Origin of the sequence: Rathayibacter sp. AY1C1 (assembly GCF_002932105.1) — a bacterium.
Taxonomy (GTDB): Bacteria; Actinomycetota; Actinomycetes; order Actinomycetales; family Microbacteriaceae; genus Rathayibacter.
In genome coordinates this window covers 45,999-62,901 of the sequence record NZ_PSWH01000011.1, presented here as the reverse complement: position 1 = coordinate 62,901, position 16,903 = coordinate 45,999, and the positions used below count along the sequence as shown (strand labels likewise).

Below are 16,903 nucleotides of genomic sequence, written 5' to 3'. Positions count from 1 at the left end.
CATGACCGCACCCACCCCCACCGGGCCCGTCCTCGTCGGCATCGTCGACGGCCAGCGACCCGAGGTCCTGCGCACCGCCGCCCGCGTCGCCGCCGACGCCGGAGCCGCCCTGCTGCTCGTGTCGGTCTCGGCCGATCCGTACCTCGTCGGCGAGTACGTCGATCCGATGACCGGCGGCATCCCGCTCGGCTTCGTCGGCGCCGCGGCCGACCGCGGCGAGGGCCCGTCCCTCCCGCCCGGGCTCCGCGAGACGGTCGAGCACGAGCTGGACGGCAGCACCGTGCAGTGGTCGCTGCGCGCGGCGCAGGGCGAGCCCGCCCTGGCGCTCGCCGAGGTCGCCGAGGAGGTCGACGCGCGGATGATCGTGGTCGGCACCCGCGACGCGGGCGTGCTCGCGAGCATCGCCGAGTTCCTCAGCGGGAGCGTCGCCGCCCACCTCGCGCACCGTCAGCACCGCCCCGTGCTCGTCGTCCCGCGCGCCGACCGCGACCCGTCGCGCCCGGCGCCCTGGGACCTCGCGGAGTGACGCGACCCCTCCACCTGCGCCCCTCCGCGATCCTCCTCGTCGCGGCGGGCGGAGCCGTCGGCACGGCTGCCCGCGCCGCGATCGGCGCCGCACTTCCCCCGTTGGGCGTCGTGCCGGTCGCGACGCTCGCCGGGCCGGCCTGGGGTACGGCGTCGGCACGGCTGCGCTCGCCGTCGCGGCGGCCGCCGCGGGCCTCGCCCTGACGGGCGTCCGGCTGTCTTGAGCGGCGCGGTGGGCACTCCGACGCGGCGCGGCGGGCGAACCGGAGCGGCGTGCGGCTCTGCTCCTCACCGCCCTTCCCGGAGCCCACCCCACGCCCCTCCGCACCCGCCTCATCGACCCCGCCCCGTCACTCCTGATCCCCCCGCTCACGGGGCAGGCGCCCGCCGCCGCCCCGAGCTGACGCGGATCTCCGCGCGACGACCCCTGGTCGAGGGACGCCTCGACCTCCGGAGCATGGGTGAAGATCGGCGGATGACATCCGTGGGGGCCGTTCCGGAGCTCAGGCTGGCCGTCGTCGACGACCAGCCCCTCTACCGGCACATGCTGTCGTCGCTGCTGCGCGCGGTGCCGGGCGTGCGGAGCGTCGTGGAGGCCGGATCCGCCACGGAGGCGCGGTCAGTGCTGCGGCCCGCGGAGCTCGACGTGGCGATCCTCGACATCGAGCTCGGCGACGGGGACGGCATCGAGCTCGGGCGCCGGCTGCGGTCCACCGCGCCGGGGCTGGGCATCGTCCTGCTCTCGGCCGTCGACGCGATGCACCGCTTCCTCCGCCTCGACCGCGCCGAGGCCCGCGGCTGGAGCTACCTCTCGAAGACCTCCTCCCTCTCCGCCCCCGCGCTGCTCGCCTCCGTCCGCGCGACGGCGGACGGCCGCACCGTGCTCGATCCGGCGCTGGTCGCCGCCCGCGCGGCCCGCCGCGACTCCCCGGTCGCCGCGCTGAGCCCGCGCCAGTACGAGGTGCTCTCGGGTCTCGCATCGGGGCTGACCAACGCCGCGATCGGCGAGCGCCTCGGCATCGCGGTCCGCTCGGTCGACAACCACGTCAACGCCGTCTACGCGGGCCTCGGCGTGCGGTCGGACGGCGAGCGCAACCCGCGGGTCGACGCGACGCTCCTCTTCCTCGAGCACACCGGATGAGCGCCGGCCCGAGCGACACGCGCGAGGACAACCGCATCGTCCTCGGAGCGATGGCCCTCCTCGGCGGCGTCCTCTCGCTGCTGGCCGCGCTCCAGGCCGTCTTCGCGCTCGAGATGCTGTCGCGGACGCTGCGGAGCGTCGATCCGGGGCCGCTGCTCGACGTGACGACGCGCGTCCTGGTCAACGTGTCGACGATCGGGCTCGCGATCGCCCTGGTCGCGGTGCTGCGCCCCGAGCGCTCGACCGGCGGCGCCCGCGTGGCCCGGACGGCGGTCATCGCCGTTAGGATGGGACTCGTCCGCTGCTGCCTCCAGGTGCTGACCGGCGTCTACCCGCTCTCGGCACTCCCCGCTCTCGCGGTCGAGCTGGTCGTCGGATCCACGGTGATCGCGCTGATCACCGCCTACGGCTACCTGCTCGTGCGCGCGGCACGGCGCGTGCGCGAGAAGGAGCGGGAGCACGCCCGCGCCTCCGTGCAGGCGCTCGAGGCGGTGCAGGCCCTGCAGCGGGAGGAGCTGCGGGTGCGGCGCGACGTCGCGCAGAGCCTGCACGGCGGCCTCCAGAACGGACTCGTGGTGCTGTGACCGCCGAGCTGCACGCGGTCGCGAGCGCATCCGACGAGGCGGCCTCGGAGCGGCTGCTCGCCATCGCCGCCCGGCTCGACCGGCTCCGCGAGGACGAGGTGCGCGCGGTCGGCCACGCCCTCTACCCGGTCGAGATCGACCACGGCCTGGTCCCCGCCGTCCGCGACCTCGTCGCGCGACTCCCTCCCGAGATCGCCGTCGACCTCGACCTCGGCCGCATCCCGGCGCTCGCCGCCGAGGGCGCCGAGGCGCCGCTCGACCAGCGGATGCTCCTGGTCCGGTTCCTGGAGGAGGCGGTCACCAACGCGCTGAAGCACGGCGGCGCCTCCTCGCTGCGGGTGCGCGGCGACGAGGAGGCGGGCGTCGCGGTGCTCACCCTCGACGACGACGGCCGCGGACTCGTCGAGGGGTCGACGCGCTCGGGCCTGGCGCGGCTGGAGCGGCAGCTCGCGGTCTACGGGGGCTCGTTGGAGCTCTCGGACTCGCCCGTGCTGGCGGGGGCGCGGGTGAGGGCGCGGCTCCCGCTGTCCGGCGCGGCGCCCGGCGGGGACGACGGCGGGGCGGAGTAGCGGGGCGGGCGCTCGCCCTCCCACGCCCAGGGTGGCGAGCCGTCTCCTCGTGCCCGCCCCTCACGCCGGGTAGACCAGCAGATCCTCCGGAGCGACGGTGAAGCCTGCCTCGCGGCCGGGCGCGAGGTCGAGGCGTGCCGCGTCGGCCGCCGGGACGTCGGCGGTCAGGAGCACGCTGCGCACCCGCACCGCGTCTCCCCGCTGCTCCACATCGGTGATCACGGCGCGGAGGCCTCCCCCTCCGACGGAGACGGCGGAGGGACGGACCGCGGCGAGCACCGCGGCACCGACCGCGACCGGCTCGGCCGCGACTCCGGACAGCTCGTGCCCGCCGGCGGTGCGCAGACCCGTCGCGGTGCGGACGCCGTCGAGCAGCTCGAGCCCGGCGAGCTCGGCGGTGAACGCGGTGCGCGGGCGCGTGAGGACCCGGGCGGTCGGCCCCTCCTCCACCACACGGCCGCCGTGCAGCACCAGAACCCGGTCGGCGAGGGTCCAGGCGTCGAGCACGTCGTGGGTGACCACGATCGCCGAGCGGTCGGCGAGCACCTCGCGGAGCATCCGGCGGAGGACCGGGGCGGTCCGGGCGTCGACCGCGGCCAGCGGCTCGTCGAGCAGCAGGAGGCGCGGGTCGGTCGCGAGGGCCCGGGCGAGGGCGACCCGCTGAGCCTGGCCGCCGGAGAGACTCCCCGGGCGCCGGTCGGCCAGGTCGGCCACGCCCGCGGCGGCCAGCTCGCGCTCGGCCCGCTCGAGGGACCGCGCCCGTCCGGCGCCGGCGCTGCGCGGACCGAACGCCGCGTTCTCGCGCACGCTGAGGTGCGGGAACAGCAGCGGGTCCTGCGCCAGCAGGGCGACGGGGCGGCGGTGCGGAGGAGTCCAGCGGCGGTCGTCGAAGAGCAGCGCGCCGCCGGCGGTTGCCCGCCCGGAGTCGGCGCGGACGAGGCCGGCGATCAGCTCGAGCACGGTCGACTTCCCCGCGCCGTTGGGCCCGAGCAGCGCGATCGTCTCGCCCTCGGCCACGTCGATCCGCACGTCGATCCCGCGCGCCGCGAGCCGCGCCTCCAGCAGCAGGCTCACCGCGGCACCCCCCGGGCGGAGCGGCCGTGCGCGAGACCGATCACGAGCACCGCGACCACCACGAGCACCAGCGCGAGGGCGACCGCCGCGTCCGGATCGCTCTCGCGCTGCAGGTAGATCTCGAGCGGGAGGGTGCGCGTCGTGCCCTCGAGGCTGCCAGCGAAGGTCAGCGTCGCTCCGAACTCGCCGAGCGCCCGCGCGAACGAGAGGATCGCGCCCGAGGCGAGGCCCGGCAGGATCAGCGGCAGCGTGATCCGCCGGAGCACCGTACCGGGGGAGGCGCCGAGCGTCGCGGCGACCGACTCGTACCGCGCGCCGGCGCTGCGCAGCGCGCCCTCGAGCGTCAGCACCAGGAACGGCAGGGCCACGAAGGTCTGCGCGATCACGACGGCGGTGGTCGAGAACGCGATGCGGACGCCGAGGGCCTCCAGCGCGCCGCCGAGCAGGCCCATCCGCCCGAAGGTGAAGAGCAGCGCCAGCCCGCCGACCACCGGCGGGAGCACCAGCGGCAGCAGCACCAGCGAGCGGAGCAGGCGCTGGCCGGGGAAGGCCGTGCGGGCGAGCACGAGGGCCATCGGGGTGCCGAGCAGCAGGCACAGCAGGGTCGCGACGGCGGAGGTGCGCAGGCTCAGCAGGAGCGCGGCGACGGAGGAGTCGGAGGTGATCAGCGGCAGGAACTGCGGCCAGTCGACGCGGGCGAGGATCGCGGCGAGCGGGAGCAGCACCAGCAGGGCGCCGAGCGCGGCGACGGCCACGACCCAGCGCGGCAGGCCGGACCCGGTGCGCATCAGCCGCGGGCGAGCGGCGTCTCGACGATGACCGTGGTCGCCTTGACCACCGCCACCGCGGGAGACCCGGGCTCGAGCCCGAGCTCGCGGACCGCCTCGCTGCTCATCAGCGAGACCACGCGGTGCGGACCGCACTGCAGCTCGACCTGCGCCATCACGGTGTCCATCACGATGCCGGTGACGATCCCGACGAAGCGGTTGCGGGCCGAGCGCGCGACCGGGGACGGATCCTCCGGCAGCACGGCGTTCGCGCGGGCGAGCCGGGCGACCTCGAGGCCGTCGACGACGCGTCTCCCGGACGCGTCCTTCGCGCTCTCGAGCGTCCCGTTCTCGATCCAGCGCCGCAGCGTGTCGTCGCTCACGCCGAGCGCGGCGGCGGCGTCCCTGATCCGTATCTGCGGCATGGAGTCGATCCTACGTCCGCGGCTGAGCCTGTGCCGTGTCCCTCTCCTCTCCACGAGGCGCCGCCGCGGTGCGCCTCCTCCGGCGCGCCGCTTACCCGCACGGCATCTTGTGGAGAGGGAGGAGAGGAACGCGGAGGAACGGGCGCTGGGGATCCCGGGCCGCGCGCGCAACCCCCTGGAGGACCGGCGGGAGCACGACGCACGCTGAAGGGACGACGACACAGGAGGCGGCATGCGCGCGATGGTCTACCGGGGCCCCTACAAGGTCCGCGTGGAGGAGAAGGACCGGCCGAGGATCGAGCACCCGAACGACGCGATCGTCCGGGTGACGATGGCGGCGATCTGCGGATCCGATCTGCACCTCTACCACGGGCTGCTCCCGGACACCCGGATCGGCCACACCTTCGGCCACGAGTTCATCGGCGTGGTCGACGAGGTCGGCTCGTCGGTGGAGAACCTCAGCGTCGGCGACACGGTGATGGTCCCCTTCACCATCTACTGCGGCTCCTGCTGGTTCTGCTCCCGCGGCCTCTACTCCAACTGCCACAACGTGAATCCGAACGCCACCGCGATCGGCGGCATCTACGGCTACTCGCACTCGGCAGGCGGCTACGACGGCGGGCAGGCGGAGTACGTGCGCGTCCCGTTCGCCGACGTGGGCCCGACGAGGATCCCCGAGTGGCTGCCGCACGAGGACGCCCTGATGCTCACCGACGCCTTCTCGACCGGCTACTTCGGCGCGCAGCTCGGCGACATCGTCGAGGGCGACACGGTCGTGGTGCTCGGAGCCGGACCGGTCGGCCTGGCCGCCGCGCGCTCCGCCTGGCTGATGGGCGCCGGCCGCGTCATCGTCGTCGACCAGATCGACTACCGCCTCGCCAAGGCCCGCGACTTCGCCTTCGCCGAGACCATCGACTACACCGAGGAGGACGACCTCGTCGTCACCCTCAAGAAGACCACCGGCGGGCTCGGCGCCGACGTCGTGATCGACGCGGTCGGCGCGGAGGCCGACGGGAACCTCCTCCAGCACGTCACCGGCGCCAAGCTCAAGCTGCAGGGCGGCTCGCCGATCGCGCTCAACTGGGCGATCGACGGCGTCCGCAAGGGCGGCACCGTCTCGGTGATGGGCGCCTACGGTCCGCTCGCGAGCGCCGTCAAGTTCGGCGACGCCGTCAACAAGGGCCTCACGCTGCGGATGAACCAGGCCCCCGTCACCCGGCAGTGGCCGCGCCTGTTCGAGCACATCCGGGCCGGGCACATCACGCCCAGCGACCTGATCACGCACCGCATCCCGCTCGAGCACATCGCCGAGGGGTACCACCTGTTCTCGTCCAAGCTCGACGGCTGCATCAAGACCGTCGTCGTCCCGTAGGAGGATCCCGTGCCGTACACCGCCGACCGCCCCGTCCGCGTGCCGACCGCCGAGGAGCTGCGCGCCCGCATCCCGGGCTGGGGCGCCGACCTCGATCCCGCCGACCGGCCCGCGTTCCCCCGCGAGCGCAGCGACCTCGTGTCGGGCGCGCACTGGGAGCGCCCGGAGAGGATGCGGACGCACGGCCGTCGCGAGAAGAGCATCGAGCACCTCGAGCTGCCCGCCGTCTTCGGCACGGCGCAGCCCCTCCACGGGATCTCGGGCGCGATCCGCCGCTACGCCTACGACCGGTTCAGCGAGGGCCGCCACGCGCACTGGCTGCTGCTCGTGCTGGGCGACCGGGTGGAGTCGACCGGGGCGCACCTCCGCTCGCTGCTCACGACCCGGCCGGACGATCCGATCACCGAGACCGGTGTGCTCGCCGAGGTGCACGCGCACCCGATCGCCTCGCGCCGCGGCCGGACCGACGTGCGCCACCAGATCCTCGACCCGCTGCTCGTCGGCGGTCCCTGGGTCCTCGCCGCCCTCGGCGCCGTGGCCGTCGCCCGCCGCCTCCTGCGCTGACGCCCGTTCCCCTCTCGCGAGAGGCCGCTCCGGTACGCCGCCGTCGGCGTGTCGCGGACCGGGGCGGCGTCCCGCGGAGGAGGACGGGGGTTCAGCGGCTGCGAGGTGCGGCGCCCGCGGTCGGCGCGGTGCGGGTGTCGACGCTCGCCGTGAGTGCCGCGGAGTAGCCGGACGCCGGGCTGCCGGTCATCGTCGCGAGCTGCAGGGCTCCGCCGTCGTCGCCGAAGACGGAGTCGGTGTCCAGGCCGACCCGGGCGAGGTTCGCGGCCGAGCCCGCGTACGCGTCGAGGGCGTAGACCGCGGTGCACGCCTCCTCCTGGAGGGCGACCTGCGAGGTCGCGATCGCGTTCGACGCGTCGGTGATCGAGTCCGCTCCCGGGTACACCTCGAAGTGGATGTGCGGCCAGCGGCCGGAGTAGCAGGCCGGGACGATCGTGGCGAAGGAGACGACGCCCGACGCGTCGGCGACCTGCACGCCGCGGAGGTACGTCTCGTCCTCGACGCCGCTGGAGTACATCGAGTAGTCCCCGTGCGCGTCGCAGTGCCAGACGTACACGGCGGCTCCGGCGAACGGCACGTCCCCGTTCGCCGCGTCGAGGATCGTCAGAGTGAGTGTCAGGGGGACCCCGTCGGCCGTCGCGCCGCCGCCGATGCTGGTCCGCAGGTCGCTGCGGACGATCCCGGAGCGCTCGAGGACGTCGACCCCGTTCGAGCCGTCGCCCGGGTAGGGGCCGGCCGTCTCGTCGGGGATCTCGCCGGCGACCGCGGTGCCGGCCCCGGCCGTGGCGGTCGCGGTGGGAGTCGCGGTGGCGGTCGCGGCGGCGGAGGAGGCGGATCCCGATCCTCCGGTGGCGCATGCTGCGAGCCCGAGGGTCGCCGCCCCCGCGCCGACCAGCGTCAGCACGCCGCGCCGCGAGAAGAGGGTCCCCACGTCGAACGGGAGGCCCTGGTCGACCACCTCCTCCTCGGGGCGGTCGAGCCGGCGGCCCTCGTAGGCCGGTCCGTCGGGCGTGCTGCGGGGCTCCGGGATGCGGGTCATGGTCGTGCTCCTCGTCGGTCGTGGTGTCCGTCGCGAGCAACCCTTGCGGCCGGGGCTCTGCGCCTCCGATGACCGTCCTACGACCCTCCTATGACCGACCCGCGGCTCCCCGGCCGTCCTGCTGGCCGTCCTGCGACCCCGCACCGGCCGTCCGCCGACCCTCCTCCGACGCCGAGACGCCCCTCAGGGTGCTCCCAACCCGGGTATCCCGTGGCCTCTCACGGCGCTCCGAACCCGGCCGCCGCGAGCACCGCGCGCCCGGCGTCGGAGGCGACGTACGCGACGAAGGCCGCCGCCGTGGCCGGGTCGCCCGCTCCGGTCAGCGCCGCGATCGGGTACGTGTTCACCGCCTCCGAGGCCTCGGCGAAGGGGATGCCGGTGACCGAGCCCGCGGCCCCGCGGACGTCGGTCGCGTAGACGAGCCCGGCGTCCGCTTCGCCCGAGGACACCTTGCCGAGCACGTCGGTGACCGACGACTCCTCGCTCACCGGGGCGATGTCGACCCCGGCGGCCTGCTCGACCGCGGCGGCAGCTGCTCCGCACGGCACCTGCGGCGCGCAGACGACGGTGGCGGTCCCGGGCCGGGCGAGGTCGGCGAGCGAGGCGACCTGCGCCGGGTTGCCGGGGGGCACGGCGATCTCGAGCGTGTTCGTGGCGATGTCGACCGGGTCCCCGTCGACGAGCCCGGCCTCGGCGACGGTGGACATCGTGCGCTCGTCGGCGGAGGCGAAGACGTCGGCCGGGGCGCCGTTGACGATCTGCGTCGCGAGGTCGGAGGAGCCGGCGAAGGAGAGCTCGACCTCGGCTCCGGGCTCGGCGGCCTCGAACCCCGTGGCGAGCTCGGTGAACGCGCCCTTCAGCGAGGCGGCGGCGAAGACCGTGAGGGAGCCGCCGGCCGAGGACGTCGCGCCGCCGGTGGCCGCATCGCCGGCGGGGGTCGACGGAGCGGAGCAGCCGGCGAGCAGGAGGAGCGCGGCAGCGGCCGGAACGAGGGGGAGCAGGTGACGACGCACGGGGACCTCCGGATCTGGAGTCCGCAGATGCGGCGGACAGCTGATCCTAGGACCTCAGGTGCGGAGGCTGGCTGGAAGGAGGGCCTCACGTGCGGCGGAGAGACGATTCGAGGACCGGACCGGCCGGGCGACGCACCTGCGCGGGGAAGGACCGCCCGCGCGACGCACAGAGGCGGGCGGACCGCAGCCCTCCGGCTCCGGCCCGCCCGCCGCTCGTCGCGGCCGCCTCGACGGCGGCGCTCCGCTCAGCCCTGCGGCGGCGAGTAGAACTGGAGGTCGTTGCCCTCCGAGTCCTTGAAGGGGAGGATGCGGCCCCACTCGTGGTCGCTGATCTCACCCTCGATCGACGCGCCCCGCGCCGTGAGGCGCTCCAGCTCGTCCTCGATCGAGCCCTCGGGCTGGAACGAGATGACCGCCCCGCCCTGCTCCGCGACCGTGGCCGACTCGCGGGCGTTCAGGCCGATCATCAGCCCGCCGGCGTCCAGCTCCGACCAGTCGTCGGAGGTGTCCTTGACCTCGAGGCCGAGCGTGTCGCGGTAGAACGCGACCGCCCGCTCCATGTCCGTGACGGGGACCCAGACCGTTGCGACTCCTGATGCCATGTCGTGCTCCTTCGCTCGATGATGCCGTTCCTCCGACGCTAGGTCGGGGACGCCCGGAGCGGGGGCCCTTGCGCCGACGCGCGGAGGCTGCTCTCGCGCGGCGCCTCTCCGCCGAGCTGCCGCGCTCACGCGCCCGGCGGCGGTGAGGCGCCGGCTTCCCGCTGCCCGTCAGTGCCGAGACACCGCCCCTCGCCGAGACGCCGCCCCTCGCCGGCGTCTCGGCGCACAGCGGGACGTCTCCGCCCGGCCTCCGCGCGCGAGCGCTCCCCGCCGACGTCACCGACGACGCGGCCGCCGAGGCGGGCGTCGCCTGGATCGAGGAGGCGGTGGGTCCGTTGCGCATCCTGGTCAACAACGCCGGCGTCCAGCACCGCGTGCCCCTGCTCGAGCTCGAGGTCGCCGACTGGGAGCGGGTGCTGCGCACGAACCTCACCAGCGCCTTCGTGGTCGGCCGGGCGGCGGCGAAGCGGATGATCCCGCGCGGCGCCGGGAAGATCGTCAACGTCGCCTCGGTGCAGGCCGATCTCGCGCGGCCGACGATCGCGCCCTACACCGCCTCGAAGGGCGGGATCCGCAACCTCACCCGCGCGATGACGGCGGAGTGGGCGCAGCACGGCATCCAGGTCAACGCGATCGCTCCGGGGTACATCCACACCGAGATGACGCAGGGCCTCGTCGACGACGAGGAGTTCAACAGCTGGATCCTCGGGCGCACGCCCGCCGCGCGCTGGGGCCGCGTCGAGGACCTGATCGGCCCCGCCGTCTGGCTCGCCTCCGACGGCTCGGACTACGTCAACGGGCAGGTCGTCTTCATCGACGGCGGCATGACCGTCGTCGTCTGAGCCACCCCTCGACCCACGAACGGAACCCGAATGACCGCGCTCGTCCCCGCCTCCACCACCCGCGTCGTCGTCCACGCCGCCGGCGACCTCCGCGTCGAGGAGGCGCCGCTCGCGCCGCGCGGCCCCGGCGAGGCCCTCGTCGCCGTCGCGTACGGCGGGATCTGCGGCTCCGATCTGCACTACTGGAGGCACGGCGCCGCGGGCGAGTCGATTCTCCGCGAGCCGCTGACGCTCGGCCACGAGGTGGTCGGCACGGTCGTCGAGGTAGCGGTGGACGGCTCCGGACCCCCGGACGGCGCGGCCGTCGCCGTGCACCCCGCGACCGCGCGCGGCGAGTGGCCCGACGGGCGCCCGAACCTCGCGACCGAGGGCACCTACCTGGGCAGCGCCGCGCGGATGCCGCACACCCAGGGCGCGTTCGCCCGCCACGCGGTGCTGCCGGTGCGCATGCTCCGCGAGCTGCCCGCCGGCCTCGGGCTCCGGGAGGCGGCGCTCGCGGAGCCTGCGAGCGTCGCCTGGCACGCGGTCTCGCGCGCGGGGGAGGTGGCGGGACGGCGCACGCTGGTGATCGGCAGCGGCCCGATCGGGGCGCTGATCGTCGCCGTGCTGAAGCGGGCGGGGGCGGCCGAGATCGTCGCCGTCGACCTGGCCGAGGAGCCCCTCGCGATCGCCCGGGCGGTCGGCGCGACCCGGACGATCCGCGCGACCGACGCCGACGCGATCGCCGAGGTCGCGGCCGACGTCGTCTTCGAGTCCTCGGGCAGCCCGCGCGGCCTCGGCTCGGCCGTCCGGGGCGCCGCCCGCGGCGGCACCGTCGTGATGGTGGGACTCCTCCCCTCGGGCGAGCAGCCGGCCCTGATCTCGCTCGCGATCACGCGGGAGCTGCGCCTGATCGGCTCCTTCCGCTTCGTCGACGAGATCGACGAGGTGCTGGCGGCGCTCGCCGACGGGAGCCTCGCGGTGGCGCCGGTGGTCACGCAGGTGGTGCCGCTGGAGCGCGCGATCGAGGCCTTCGAGCTCGCCCGCGACGCCTCGCGCTCGAGCAAGGTGCTGCTCGACTTCACCCCGTGACGGGCGCTCGAGGCGCCTCCGGAGGGTCGGGATCGCCCGAGCGTTCGGAGTTCCCTCGGACGGCGGCGCCGCCGGAGCACTACCGTTGCACCATGGCGTCCACCGATACCCCCGATTCCGCCCCCGAAGCCGACACCGCTTCCGAGAGCGCCCCCACGCTCACCTTCTCCGACCTCGGTCTCTCCGACCCGGTCCTCAAGGCCCTCAAGGAGGTCGGCTACGAGACGCCCTCGGCCATCCAGGCCGCGACGATCCCGTCCCTCCTCTCCGGCCGCGACGTCCTCGGCGTCGCCCAGACCGGCACCGGCAAGACCGCGGCGTTCGCGCTGCCGATCCTCTCGCGCCTCGACGTCTCGCAGAAGACGCCGCAGGCCCTCGTGCTGGCCCCGACCCGCGAGCTCGCGCTGCAGGTGTGCGAGGCGTTCGAGCGCTACGCGTCCGGCCTCCGCGGCGTCCACGTCCTCCCCGTCTACGGCGGCCAGGGCTACGGCACCCAGCTCTCCGCGCTCCGCCGCGGCGTCCACGTCGTCGTCGGCACGCCCGGCCGCATCATGGACCACCTCGAGAAGGGCACCCTCGACCTCTCGCAGCTGAAGTTCCTGGTTCTCGACGAGGCCGACGAGATGCTCAAGATGGGCTTCGCGGAGGACGTCGAGACGATCCTCGCCGACACCCCCGTCGAGAAGCAGATCGCGCTGTTCTCGGCGACGATGCCCGCGCAGATCCGCCGCATCTCCGGCAAGTACCTGAAGGAGCCGGAGGAGATCACGGTCAAGAACAAGACCACGACCTCCGTCAACACCACCCAGCGCTACCTGATGGTGTCGTACCCGCAGAAGGTCGACGCCCTCACCCGCATCCTCGAGGTCGAGAACTTCGAGGGCATGATCGTGTTCGTCCGCACGAAGAGCGAGACGGAGACGCTGGCCGAGAAGCTGCGCGCCCGCGGCTACACCGCGGCGGCGATCAGCGGAGACGTGGCCCAGGCCCAGCGCGAGCGCACCGTCGAGCAGCTGAAGTCGGGCAAGCTCGACATCCTCGTCGCGACCGACGTCGCCGCCCGCGGCCTCGACGTCGAGCGCATCAGCCACGTCGTCAACTACGACATCCCGATCGACACCGAGTCGTACGTCCACCGCATCGGCCGCACCGGTCGCGCGGGGCGCAGCGGAGCGGCGATCAGCTTCGTCACGCCGCGCGAGCGCCGCCTCCTCGCCGCCATCGAGAAGGCCACCCGCCAGCCGCTGACCGAGATGCGGATGCCGAGCGTCGAGGACGTCAACGTCACCCGCCTCTCGCGCTTCGACGACGCGATCACCGCGGCGCTCGCCGACACCGAGCGCCTGCAGCGCTTCCGCGACATCATCGGCCACTACGTCGAGCACCACGACGTGGTCGAGTCGGACGTCGCCGCCGCGCTGGCCATCGTCGCGCAGGGCGAGGAGCCGCTGCTGCTCTCGCCCGACGACCCCCGCTTCGCCCGTCGCGAGCGCGAGGACCGCGACTCCCGGCCCGACCGCGGCGACCGTCCCGAGCGCGGCGACCGCTTCGACCGCGGCGGCGACCGGGGCGAGCGTCCCGAGCGCCGTCAGCGCCCGGCGAACAGCAACCTCGCCTCGTACCGGATCGAGGTCGGCCGCCGCCAGCGCGTCGAGCCCCGCCAGATCGTGGGCGCGCTCGCGAACGAGGGCGGCCTCAACCGCGGCGACTTCGGGCACATCGACATCCGCCCGGACTTCTCGATCGTGGAGCTGCCGGCCGACCTGCCCCAGGACGTGCTCGACCGCCTCGCCGACACCCGCATCAGCGGGCAGCTGATCGAGCTGAAGCCGGACCGCCGTCCGAGCCGCGGCGGCGCCGACCGCGGCGCACGCCCCAGCGGCCCGAGCCGCTCGAGCGAGCGCCCGGAGCGCAAGCCGCGCTACTGACGGCTCCCGCCTCTGCGGACGGGCTTCCACGAGACGCCGCTCCGGTACAGCGACCCTTGCGTGTCGCGAACCGGAGTGGCGTCTCGCGTTGGTGCGGGGGGCGGCCTCAGCGGCGCAGGACGCGCCGGGCCAGCACGTTGCCGAGCAGCTGCACCAGCTGCACGATCACGATGATCACGAGCACCGCGGCCCAGGTGACGACCGGCTCGAACTGCCGGTAGCCGTACTGGATCGCGAAGTTGCCGAGCCCGCCGGCGCCGATGTATCCGGCGACCGCCGACATGTCGATCACGGCGACGAACACGAACGTGTAGCCGAGGATCAGCGGACCGAGCGCCTCCGGCAGCAGCACCGTGCGGACGATCCGGAACCGGCTCGCTCCGACCGACCGCGCCGCCTCGATCACGCCGGGCTGCACGGTCAGCAGGTTCTGCTCCACGATCCGCCCGATGCCGAAGGCGGCGCCGAGAGAGAGGGTGAAGACGATGGCGTCCGTGCCGATGCCGGAGCCGACCACCAGCCGGGCCAGCGGCTGGGCCGCGGCGATGAAGATGATGAACGGGATCGGCCGGAACACGTTCACGATCACGTTGAGCAGTCCGTGGACCACCCGGTTCGCGTAGAGGGCGCCGCCGCGGGTGAGCGCGAGGCCCAGCCCGATCAGCAGTCCGCCGAGCCCGCCGAAGAGGAGGCTCAGCGCGACGATGTAGAGCGTCTCGCCGGTCGCCTGGACGAGCTTGGGCAGGAGCGGGATCAGCTCGTTCATCGGGGCACCTCCGTGAGGGCGACGCGTCCGCCGAGGCGGGCGAGGAGGGGGTCGACGACGCCGTCCGGCGCGTCGAGGGCGACCGTGAGGTGGCCGAAGGCCCGTCCGCGGACGTCGGTGATGCCGCCGTAGACGAGCTCGAGCGGCACGCCGGCCGCCGCGACCTCGGCGAAGACGTCGCCCTGGGAGGCGGAGTCGTCCGAGAACGAGAGCGTGACCAGCCGGCCGCGGTGGCGCGCGCGCAGGACGGCCGCCTCCGCGGGCGAGGGCACCGAGCGGACCACCGTGGAGACGAAGCGGCGGGTGACCGGATCGCGCGGGGCCGAGAACACGTCGAAGACGGGCCCGCGCTCCACGATGCGGCCCGACTCCATCACCGCGACCTTCGTCGCGAGCTGCTGGACCACGTCCATCTCGTGGGTGATCACGACGATGGTGACGCCCAGCTCCTCGTTGATGCGGCGGAGGAGGGCGAGCACCTCGCCTGTGGTGTCCGGGTCGAGCGCGCTGGTGGCCTCGTCGGCCAGCAGGATGCGCGGGGAGGCGGCGAGGGCGCGGGCGATGCCGACGCGCTGCTTCTGCCCGCCCGAGAGCTGCTCCGGGTGGCTGCGCGCCTTGTCGCTCAGGCCGACGAAGCGGAGCATCTCGTCGACGCGGGCGCGCTGCTCCGCCCGCGGGACGCCCGCGACCTGCAGCGGGTAGGCGACGTTCTGCCCCACGGTCTTCGAGCCGAACAGGTTGAACTGCTGGAAGATCATCCCGATCCCCAGGCGCAGCCGGCGCAGCTCGCGCTCGGGCAGGCCCACGGTCTCGCGGCCGTCGATCTCGATGCTGCCGCTGGTCGCGGGCTCGAGGGCGTTGACGAGGCGCGCGAGCGTGCTCTTGCCGGCGCCGGAGTAGCCGATCACTCCGTAGACGTCGCCCGCGTCGATCTCGAGGCTCACGCCGTCGACGGCTGCGGTCGGGGCGGCGCCGCGCCCTGCGCCGGGGTACACCTTGCGCACGTCGGTCATGCGGATGAGCGGCACGGGGCGCCCTTTCTATTGCGGGGGAGGCACGGGACCGCGCCGGTGGGGAGCTCCGCGAGCGGAGGACCCGACCGGCGCGGTGCCGCGGGTGCCGGAGTCAGGAGGCGGCGGAGATGTCGGTCTCGGCGGACTCGAGCGAGGTCTCCAGCTCGGAGGCCGGGGTCTTCAGGAAGACCGCGGTGCCGCCGGACTGCTCCGAGACGCCGTCGAGCACGTCCTGGCTGTCCTGGTAGATCGAGACGAGCTTCGTGTAGGTCTCGTTCTCGGCGTCGTCGGCTCGGGCGGCGAAGATGTTCGTGTAGAGCAGGGAGGCGGGGTCGCTCGGGTCGTCCTGGGCGATCGCGTCCGAGGCCTTGAGGCCCGCGTTCTCGATGAAGTCGTTGTTGATGATCGCGGCGGCCACGTCCGGGAGCGACGTCGGGGTGAGGGAGGCCTCCAGTGCCGTGACCTCCACCTTCGAGGAGGATTCGACGTCGTCGACGTTCGAGAGCACTCCGCCGCCGTCCTTCAGCTCGACGAGCCCGGCCGACTGCAGCACCAGCAGCGCGCGCGCCTGGTTGGTCTCGTCGTTGGGGATCGCGACGGTGGAGCCGGCGGGGATGTCCGCGACGTCGTCGTACTGCGAGGAGTAGAGGCCGAGCGGGTAGATCGCGGTCGCGCCGATCGGCACGAGGTCGGCGTCGGCCGAGGTGTTGTACTGCGCCAGGTAGGCGATGTGCTGGAACTGGTTGAGGTCGATCTCGCCCTCGGTGAGCGCCGGGTTGGGCTGGTTGTAGTCGCTGAAGTCGACGATCTCGACGTCGATCCCGGCGTCGGCGGCGGCCTTCTCGTAGGTGGCCCAGTAGGGGTCGCTCGCGCCGACCACGCCGATGCGGACGGTGTCGTCGCCGCCGCCCGCGCCGGAGCAGCCGGCGAGGAGGAGGGCGGCGGAGGCGGCGATCGCGGAGGTCGCGAGGAGTCGGGTGCGCAGGGTCATGGCTGTGGGGATCCTTCCGTGGAGAGGATCCGGGCACTCGGCGCCGACCGAGCGGTGCTGGTCACCGCCGGCGCTGCGACCGGCCTCCGGTCGCTCGGCGCCGCGACTGCGCGGATCCCGGGGATCACCTTACGAAGGCGGTCGGACCCGCGCGGAACCCGCGCGTAACACGGCGACTCGGAGGCAGAGGAGGCGCGCGCTCACCGCCGGATCGCGCTGTGACGGCTGCTCAGCGCCTGACCGCGCCGCGCCGGACGCTCAGCTCGCGAGCGCGCCGTCCTCGCCCGCCGACGCCTCGTGCTTGGCGATCCGCTTCGCGATCGCGTCGCGCTCGGCCCGGAGCGACGCGATGGTCGGCTTGTCCAGGCGGGGGTCGGCCAGATCGGCGAAGGGGCTCGCGGCGCCGGTGCGCGCGGACACGAGCGCGGCGTACGCCTTCGTCGCGGCGCGGAGCTCGGCTCCGGCCCGTTCGACCTTCCGCGGCTTCGACTCCTTGTCCGAGACGAGTCGGGCGTGCTTGTCGAGGGCCTCTACCAGTGCGCGATGCGCAGCGTCAATCTTCTTGCTCATAGGCGCATTATGGCGCAGGATCGGCGCACGGCGCCGACTGTGACTCC

The 16,903-nt window shown here is 74.2% G+C and carries 20 protein-coding genes; 10 read left to right on the top strand and 10 right to left on the bottom strand.

What is annotated here, in order from left to right; genetic code table 11:
- Nucleotide 1: 1 nt before the first annotated feature.
- The 5 genes from C5C71_RS07410 (at nucleotide 2) to C5C71_RS07395 (ending at nucleotide 2,819) form a co-directional block, all read left to right on the top strand.
- Nucleotides 2–526, top strand: a complete 525-nt coding sequence (locus tag C5C71_RS07410; protein ID WP_104318082.1) for a universal stress protein — start codon at nucleotides 2–4, stop codon at nucleotides 524–526.
- Nucleotides 523–729, top strand: coding sequence for a hypothetical protein (locus C5C71_RS17270; protein ID WP_104247674.1), 207 nt, complete (start codon nucleotides 523–525; stop codon nucleotides 727–729). Before C5C71_RS07410 ends, C5C71_RS17270 begins: the two co-directional genes overlap by 4 nt.
- A gap of 271 nt (nucleotides 730–1,000) precedes the next feature.
- Nucleotides 1,001–1,666 carry a response regulator transcription factor gene (locus tag C5C71_RS07405; protein WP_104226585.1) on the top strand — a complete coding sequence of 222 codons (666 nt, stop codon included), beginning with the start codon at nucleotides 1,001–1,003 and terminating at the stop codon, nucleotides 1,664–1,666.
- The gene (locus C5C71_RS07400; protein ID WP_104337429.1) at nucleotides 1,663–2,250 is read left to right on the top strand and encodes a hypothetical protein; all 588 of its coding nucleotides are present in this window, start codon (nucleotides 1,663–1,665) and stop codon (nucleotides 2,248–2,250) included. Before C5C71_RS07405 ends, C5C71_RS07400 begins: the two co-directional genes overlap by 4 nt.
- Nucleotides 2,247–2,819: a sensor histidine kinase gene (locus C5C71_RS07395; RefSeq protein ID WP_104337428.1), complete on the top strand. Its 573-nt coding sequence runs from the start codon at nucleotides 2,247–2,249 to the stop codon at nucleotides 2,817–2,819. The genes C5C71_RS07400 and C5C71_RS07395 overlap by 4 nt, the downstream gene beginning before the upstream one ends.
- Nucleotides 2,820–2,879: 60 nt before the next feature.
- On the opposite strand, the gene C5C71_RS07390 is transcribed toward C5C71_RS07395, so the two are convergent.
- Genes C5C71_RS07390 through C5C71_RS07380 form a run of 3 tightly spaced genes read right to left on the bottom strand, consistent with a single transcriptional unit; the run spans nucleotide 2,880 to nucleotide 5,085 of the window.
- Nucleotides 2,880–3,893, bottom strand: coding sequence for a sulfate/molybdate ABC transporter ATP-binding protein (locus tag C5C71_RS07390; protein ID WP_104337427.1), 1,014 nt, complete (start codon nucleotides 3,891–3,893; stop codon nucleotides 2,880–2,882).
- On the bottom strand, nucleotides 3,890–4,681 hold the full coding sequence (locus C5C71_RS07385) for an ABC transporter permease (protein ID WP_104222446.1): 792 nt from the start codon (nucleotides 4,679–4,681) through the stop codon (nucleotides 3,890–3,892). The genes C5C71_RS07390 and C5C71_RS07385 overlap by 4 nt, the downstream gene beginning before the upstream one ends.
- Nucleotides 4,681–5,085: a molybdopterin-binding protein gene (locus C5C71_RS07380; RefSeq protein ID WP_104222447.1), complete on the bottom strand. Its 405-nt coding sequence runs from the start codon at nucleotides 5,083–5,085 to the stop codon at nucleotides 4,681–4,683. Before C5C71_RS07380 ends, C5C71_RS07385 begins: the two co-directional genes overlap by 1 nt.
- Nucleotides 5,086–5,317: 232 nt before the next feature.
- Here C5C71_RS07380 and C5C71_RS07375 point away from each other — a divergent pair, with 232 nt between their 5' ends.
- Both C5C71_RS07375 and C5C71_RS07370 read left to right on the top strand, forming a co-directional pair.
- Nucleotides 5,318–6,457 carry a zinc-dependent alcohol dehydrogenase gene (locus C5C71_RS07375; RefSeq protein WP_104337426.1) on the top strand — a complete coding sequence of 380 codons (1,140 nt, stop codon included), beginning with the start codon at nucleotides 5,318–5,320 and terminating at the stop codon, nucleotides 6,455–6,457.
- Nucleotides 6,458–6,466: 9 nt separating this feature from the next.
- Nucleotides 6,467–7,021 (top strand): hypothetical protein, encoded by a 555-nt coding sequence (locus C5C71_RS07370; RefSeq protein ID WP_104226589.1) that lies wholly within the window; start codon nucleotides 6,467–6,469, stop codon nucleotides 7,019–7,021.
- Nucleotides 7,022–7,112: 91 nt separating this feature from the next.
- Here C5C71_RS07370 and C5C71_RS07365 read toward each other — a convergent pair whose 3' ends face one another.
- From C5C71_RS07365 to C5C71_RS07355, 3 genes are all read right to left on the bottom strand, one after another.
- Nucleotides 7,113–8,060 carry an intradiol ring-cleavage dioxygenase gene (locus C5C71_RS07365; RefSeq protein ID WP_104337425.1) on the bottom strand — a complete coding sequence of 316 codons (948 nt, stop codon included), beginning with the start codon at nucleotides 8,058–8,060 and terminating at the stop codon, nucleotides 7,113–7,115.
- A gap of 218 nt (nucleotides 8,061–8,278) precedes the next feature.
- The gene (modA, locus tag C5C71_RS07360) at nucleotides 8,279–9,073 is read right to left on the bottom strand and encodes a molybdate ABC transporter substrate-binding protein (RefSeq protein ID WP_104337424.1); all 795 of its coding nucleotides are present in this window, start codon (nucleotides 9,071–9,073) and stop codon (nucleotides 8,279–8,281) included.
- 245 nt (nucleotides 9,074–9,318) lie between these two features.
- Nucleotides 9,319–9,675: a VOC family protein gene (locus C5C71_RS07355; protein WP_104233520.1), complete on the bottom strand. Its 357-nt coding sequence runs from the start codon at nucleotides 9,673–9,675 to the stop codon at nucleotides 9,319–9,321.
- 161 nt (nucleotides 9,676–9,836) lie between these two features.
- Between C5C71_RS07355 and C5C71_RS07350 the strand changes: the two genes are divergently transcribed.
- The 3 genes from C5C71_RS07350 to C5C71_RS07340 all read left to right on the top strand — a co-directional run bounded on the left by C5C71_RS07350 (nucleotide 9,837) and on the right by C5C71_RS07340 (nucleotide 13,516).
- A complete protein-coding gene (locus tag C5C71_RS07350; RefSeq protein WP_104337423.1) occupies nucleotides 9,837–10,517 on the top strand; it encodes an SDR family oxidoreductase in 681 nt (226 codons plus the stop codon).
- Between the two features lie 30 nt (nucleotides 10,518–10,547).
- Nucleotides 10,548–11,588 carry an L-idonate 5-dehydrogenase gene (locus C5C71_RS07345; RefSeq protein ID WP_104337422.1) on the top strand — a complete coding sequence of 347 codons (1,041 nt, stop codon included), beginning with the start codon at nucleotides 10,548–10,550 and terminating at the stop codon, nucleotides 11,586–11,588.
- 92 nt (nucleotides 11,589–11,680) lie between these two features.
- Complete coding sequence (locus tag C5C71_RS07340; RefSeq protein WP_104337421.1) at nucleotides 11,681–13,516, top strand: DEAD/DEAH box helicase; 1,836 nt, start codon at nucleotides 11,681–11,683, stop codon at nucleotides 13,514–13,516.
- 106 nt (nucleotides 13,517–13,622) lie between these two features.
- On the opposite strand, the gene C5C71_RS07335 is transcribed toward C5C71_RS07340, so the two are convergent.
- The 4 genes from C5C71_RS07335 to C5C71_RS07320 all read right to left on the bottom strand — a co-directional run bounded on the left by C5C71_RS07335 (nucleotide 13,623) and on the right by C5C71_RS07320 (nucleotide 16,856).
- Nucleotides 13,623–14,282, bottom strand: a complete 660-nt coding sequence (locus C5C71_RS07335) for a methionine ABC transporter permease (RefSeq protein ID WP_104233527.1) — start codon at nucleotides 14,280–14,282, stop codon at nucleotides 13,623–13,625.
- The gene (locus tag C5C71_RS07330; RefSeq protein ID WP_258068670.1) at nucleotides 14,279–15,310 is read right to left on the bottom strand and encodes a methionine ABC transporter ATP-binding protein; all 1,032 of its coding nucleotides are present in this window, start codon (nucleotides 15,308–15,310) and stop codon (nucleotides 14,279–14,281) included. The genes C5C71_RS07335 and C5C71_RS07330 overlap by 4 nt, the downstream gene beginning before the upstream one ends.
- Nucleotides 15,311–15,407: 97 nt before the next feature.
- The gene (locus C5C71_RS07325) at nucleotides 15,408–16,286 is read right to left on the bottom strand and encodes a MetQ/NlpA family ABC transporter substrate-binding protein (protein ID WP_104237943.1); all 879 of its coding nucleotides are present in this window, start codon (nucleotides 16,284–16,286) and stop codon (nucleotides 15,408–15,410) included.
- Between the two features lie 258 nt (nucleotides 16,287–16,544).
- On the bottom strand, nucleotides 16,545–16,856 hold the full coding sequence (locus tag C5C71_RS07320; protein ID WP_104222458.1) for a hypothetical protein: 312 nt from the start codon (nucleotides 16,854–16,856) through the stop codon (nucleotides 16,545–16,547).
- Between the last annotated feature and the right edge of the window lie 47 nt (nucleotides 16,857–16,903).

Excerpts from the sequence above, each read along its gene's own strand:
- C5C71_RS07410 (WP_104318082.1), top strand. The coding sequence starts at position 2 with ATGACCGCACCCACCCCCACCGGGCCCGTCCTCGTCGGCATCGTCGAC.
- C5C71_RS07405 (WP_104226585.1), top strand. The coding sequence starts at position 1,001 with ATGACATCCGTGGGGGCCGTTCCGGAGCTCAGGCTGGCCGTCGTCGAC.
- C5C71_RS07400 (WP_104337429.1), top strand. The coding sequence starts at position 1,663 with ATGAGCGCCGGCCCGAGCGACACGCGCGAGGACAACCGCATCGTCCTC.
- C5C71_RS07385 (WP_104222446.1), bottom strand. The coding sequence starts at position 4,681 with ATGCGCACCGGGTCCGGCCTGCCGCGCTGGGTCGTGGCCGTCGCCGCG.
- C5C71_RS07380 (WP_104222447.1), bottom strand. The coding sequence starts at position 5,085 with ATGCCGCAGATACGGATCAGGGACGCCGCCGCCGCGCTCGGCGTGAGC.
- C5C71_RS07375 (WP_104337426.1), top strand. The coding sequence starts at position 5,318 with ATGCGCGCGATGGTCTACCGGGGCCCCTACAAGGTCCGCGTGGAGGAG.
- C5C71_RS07365 (WP_104337425.1), bottom strand. The coding sequence starts at position 8,060 with ATGACCCGCATCCCGGAGCCCCGCAGCACGCCCGACGGACCGGCCTAC.
- C5C71_RS07355 (WP_104233520.1), bottom strand. The coding sequence starts at position 9,675 with ATGGCATCAGGAGTCGCAACGGTCTGGGTCCCCGTCACGGACATGGAG.
- C5C71_RS07345 (WP_104337422.1), top strand. The coding sequence starts at position 10,548 with ATGACCGCGCTCGTCCCCGCCTCCACCACCCGCGTCGTCGTCCACGCC.
- C5C71_RS07340 (WP_104337421.1), top strand. The coding sequence starts at position 11,681 with ATGGCGTCCACCGATACCCCCGATTCCGCCCCCGAAGCCGACACCGCT.
- C5C71_RS07335 (WP_104233527.1), bottom strand. The coding sequence starts at position 14,282 with ATGAACGAGCTGATCCCGCTCCTGCCCAAGCTCGTCCAGGCGACCGGC.
- C5C71_RS07325 (WP_104237943.1), bottom strand. The coding sequence starts at position 16,286 with ATGACCCTGCGCACCCGACTCCTCGCGACCTCCGCGATCGCCGCCTCC.
- C5C71_RS07320 (WP_104222458.1), bottom strand. The coding sequence starts at position 16,856 with ATGAGCAAGAAGATTGACGCTGCGCATCGCGCACTGGTAGAGGCCCTC.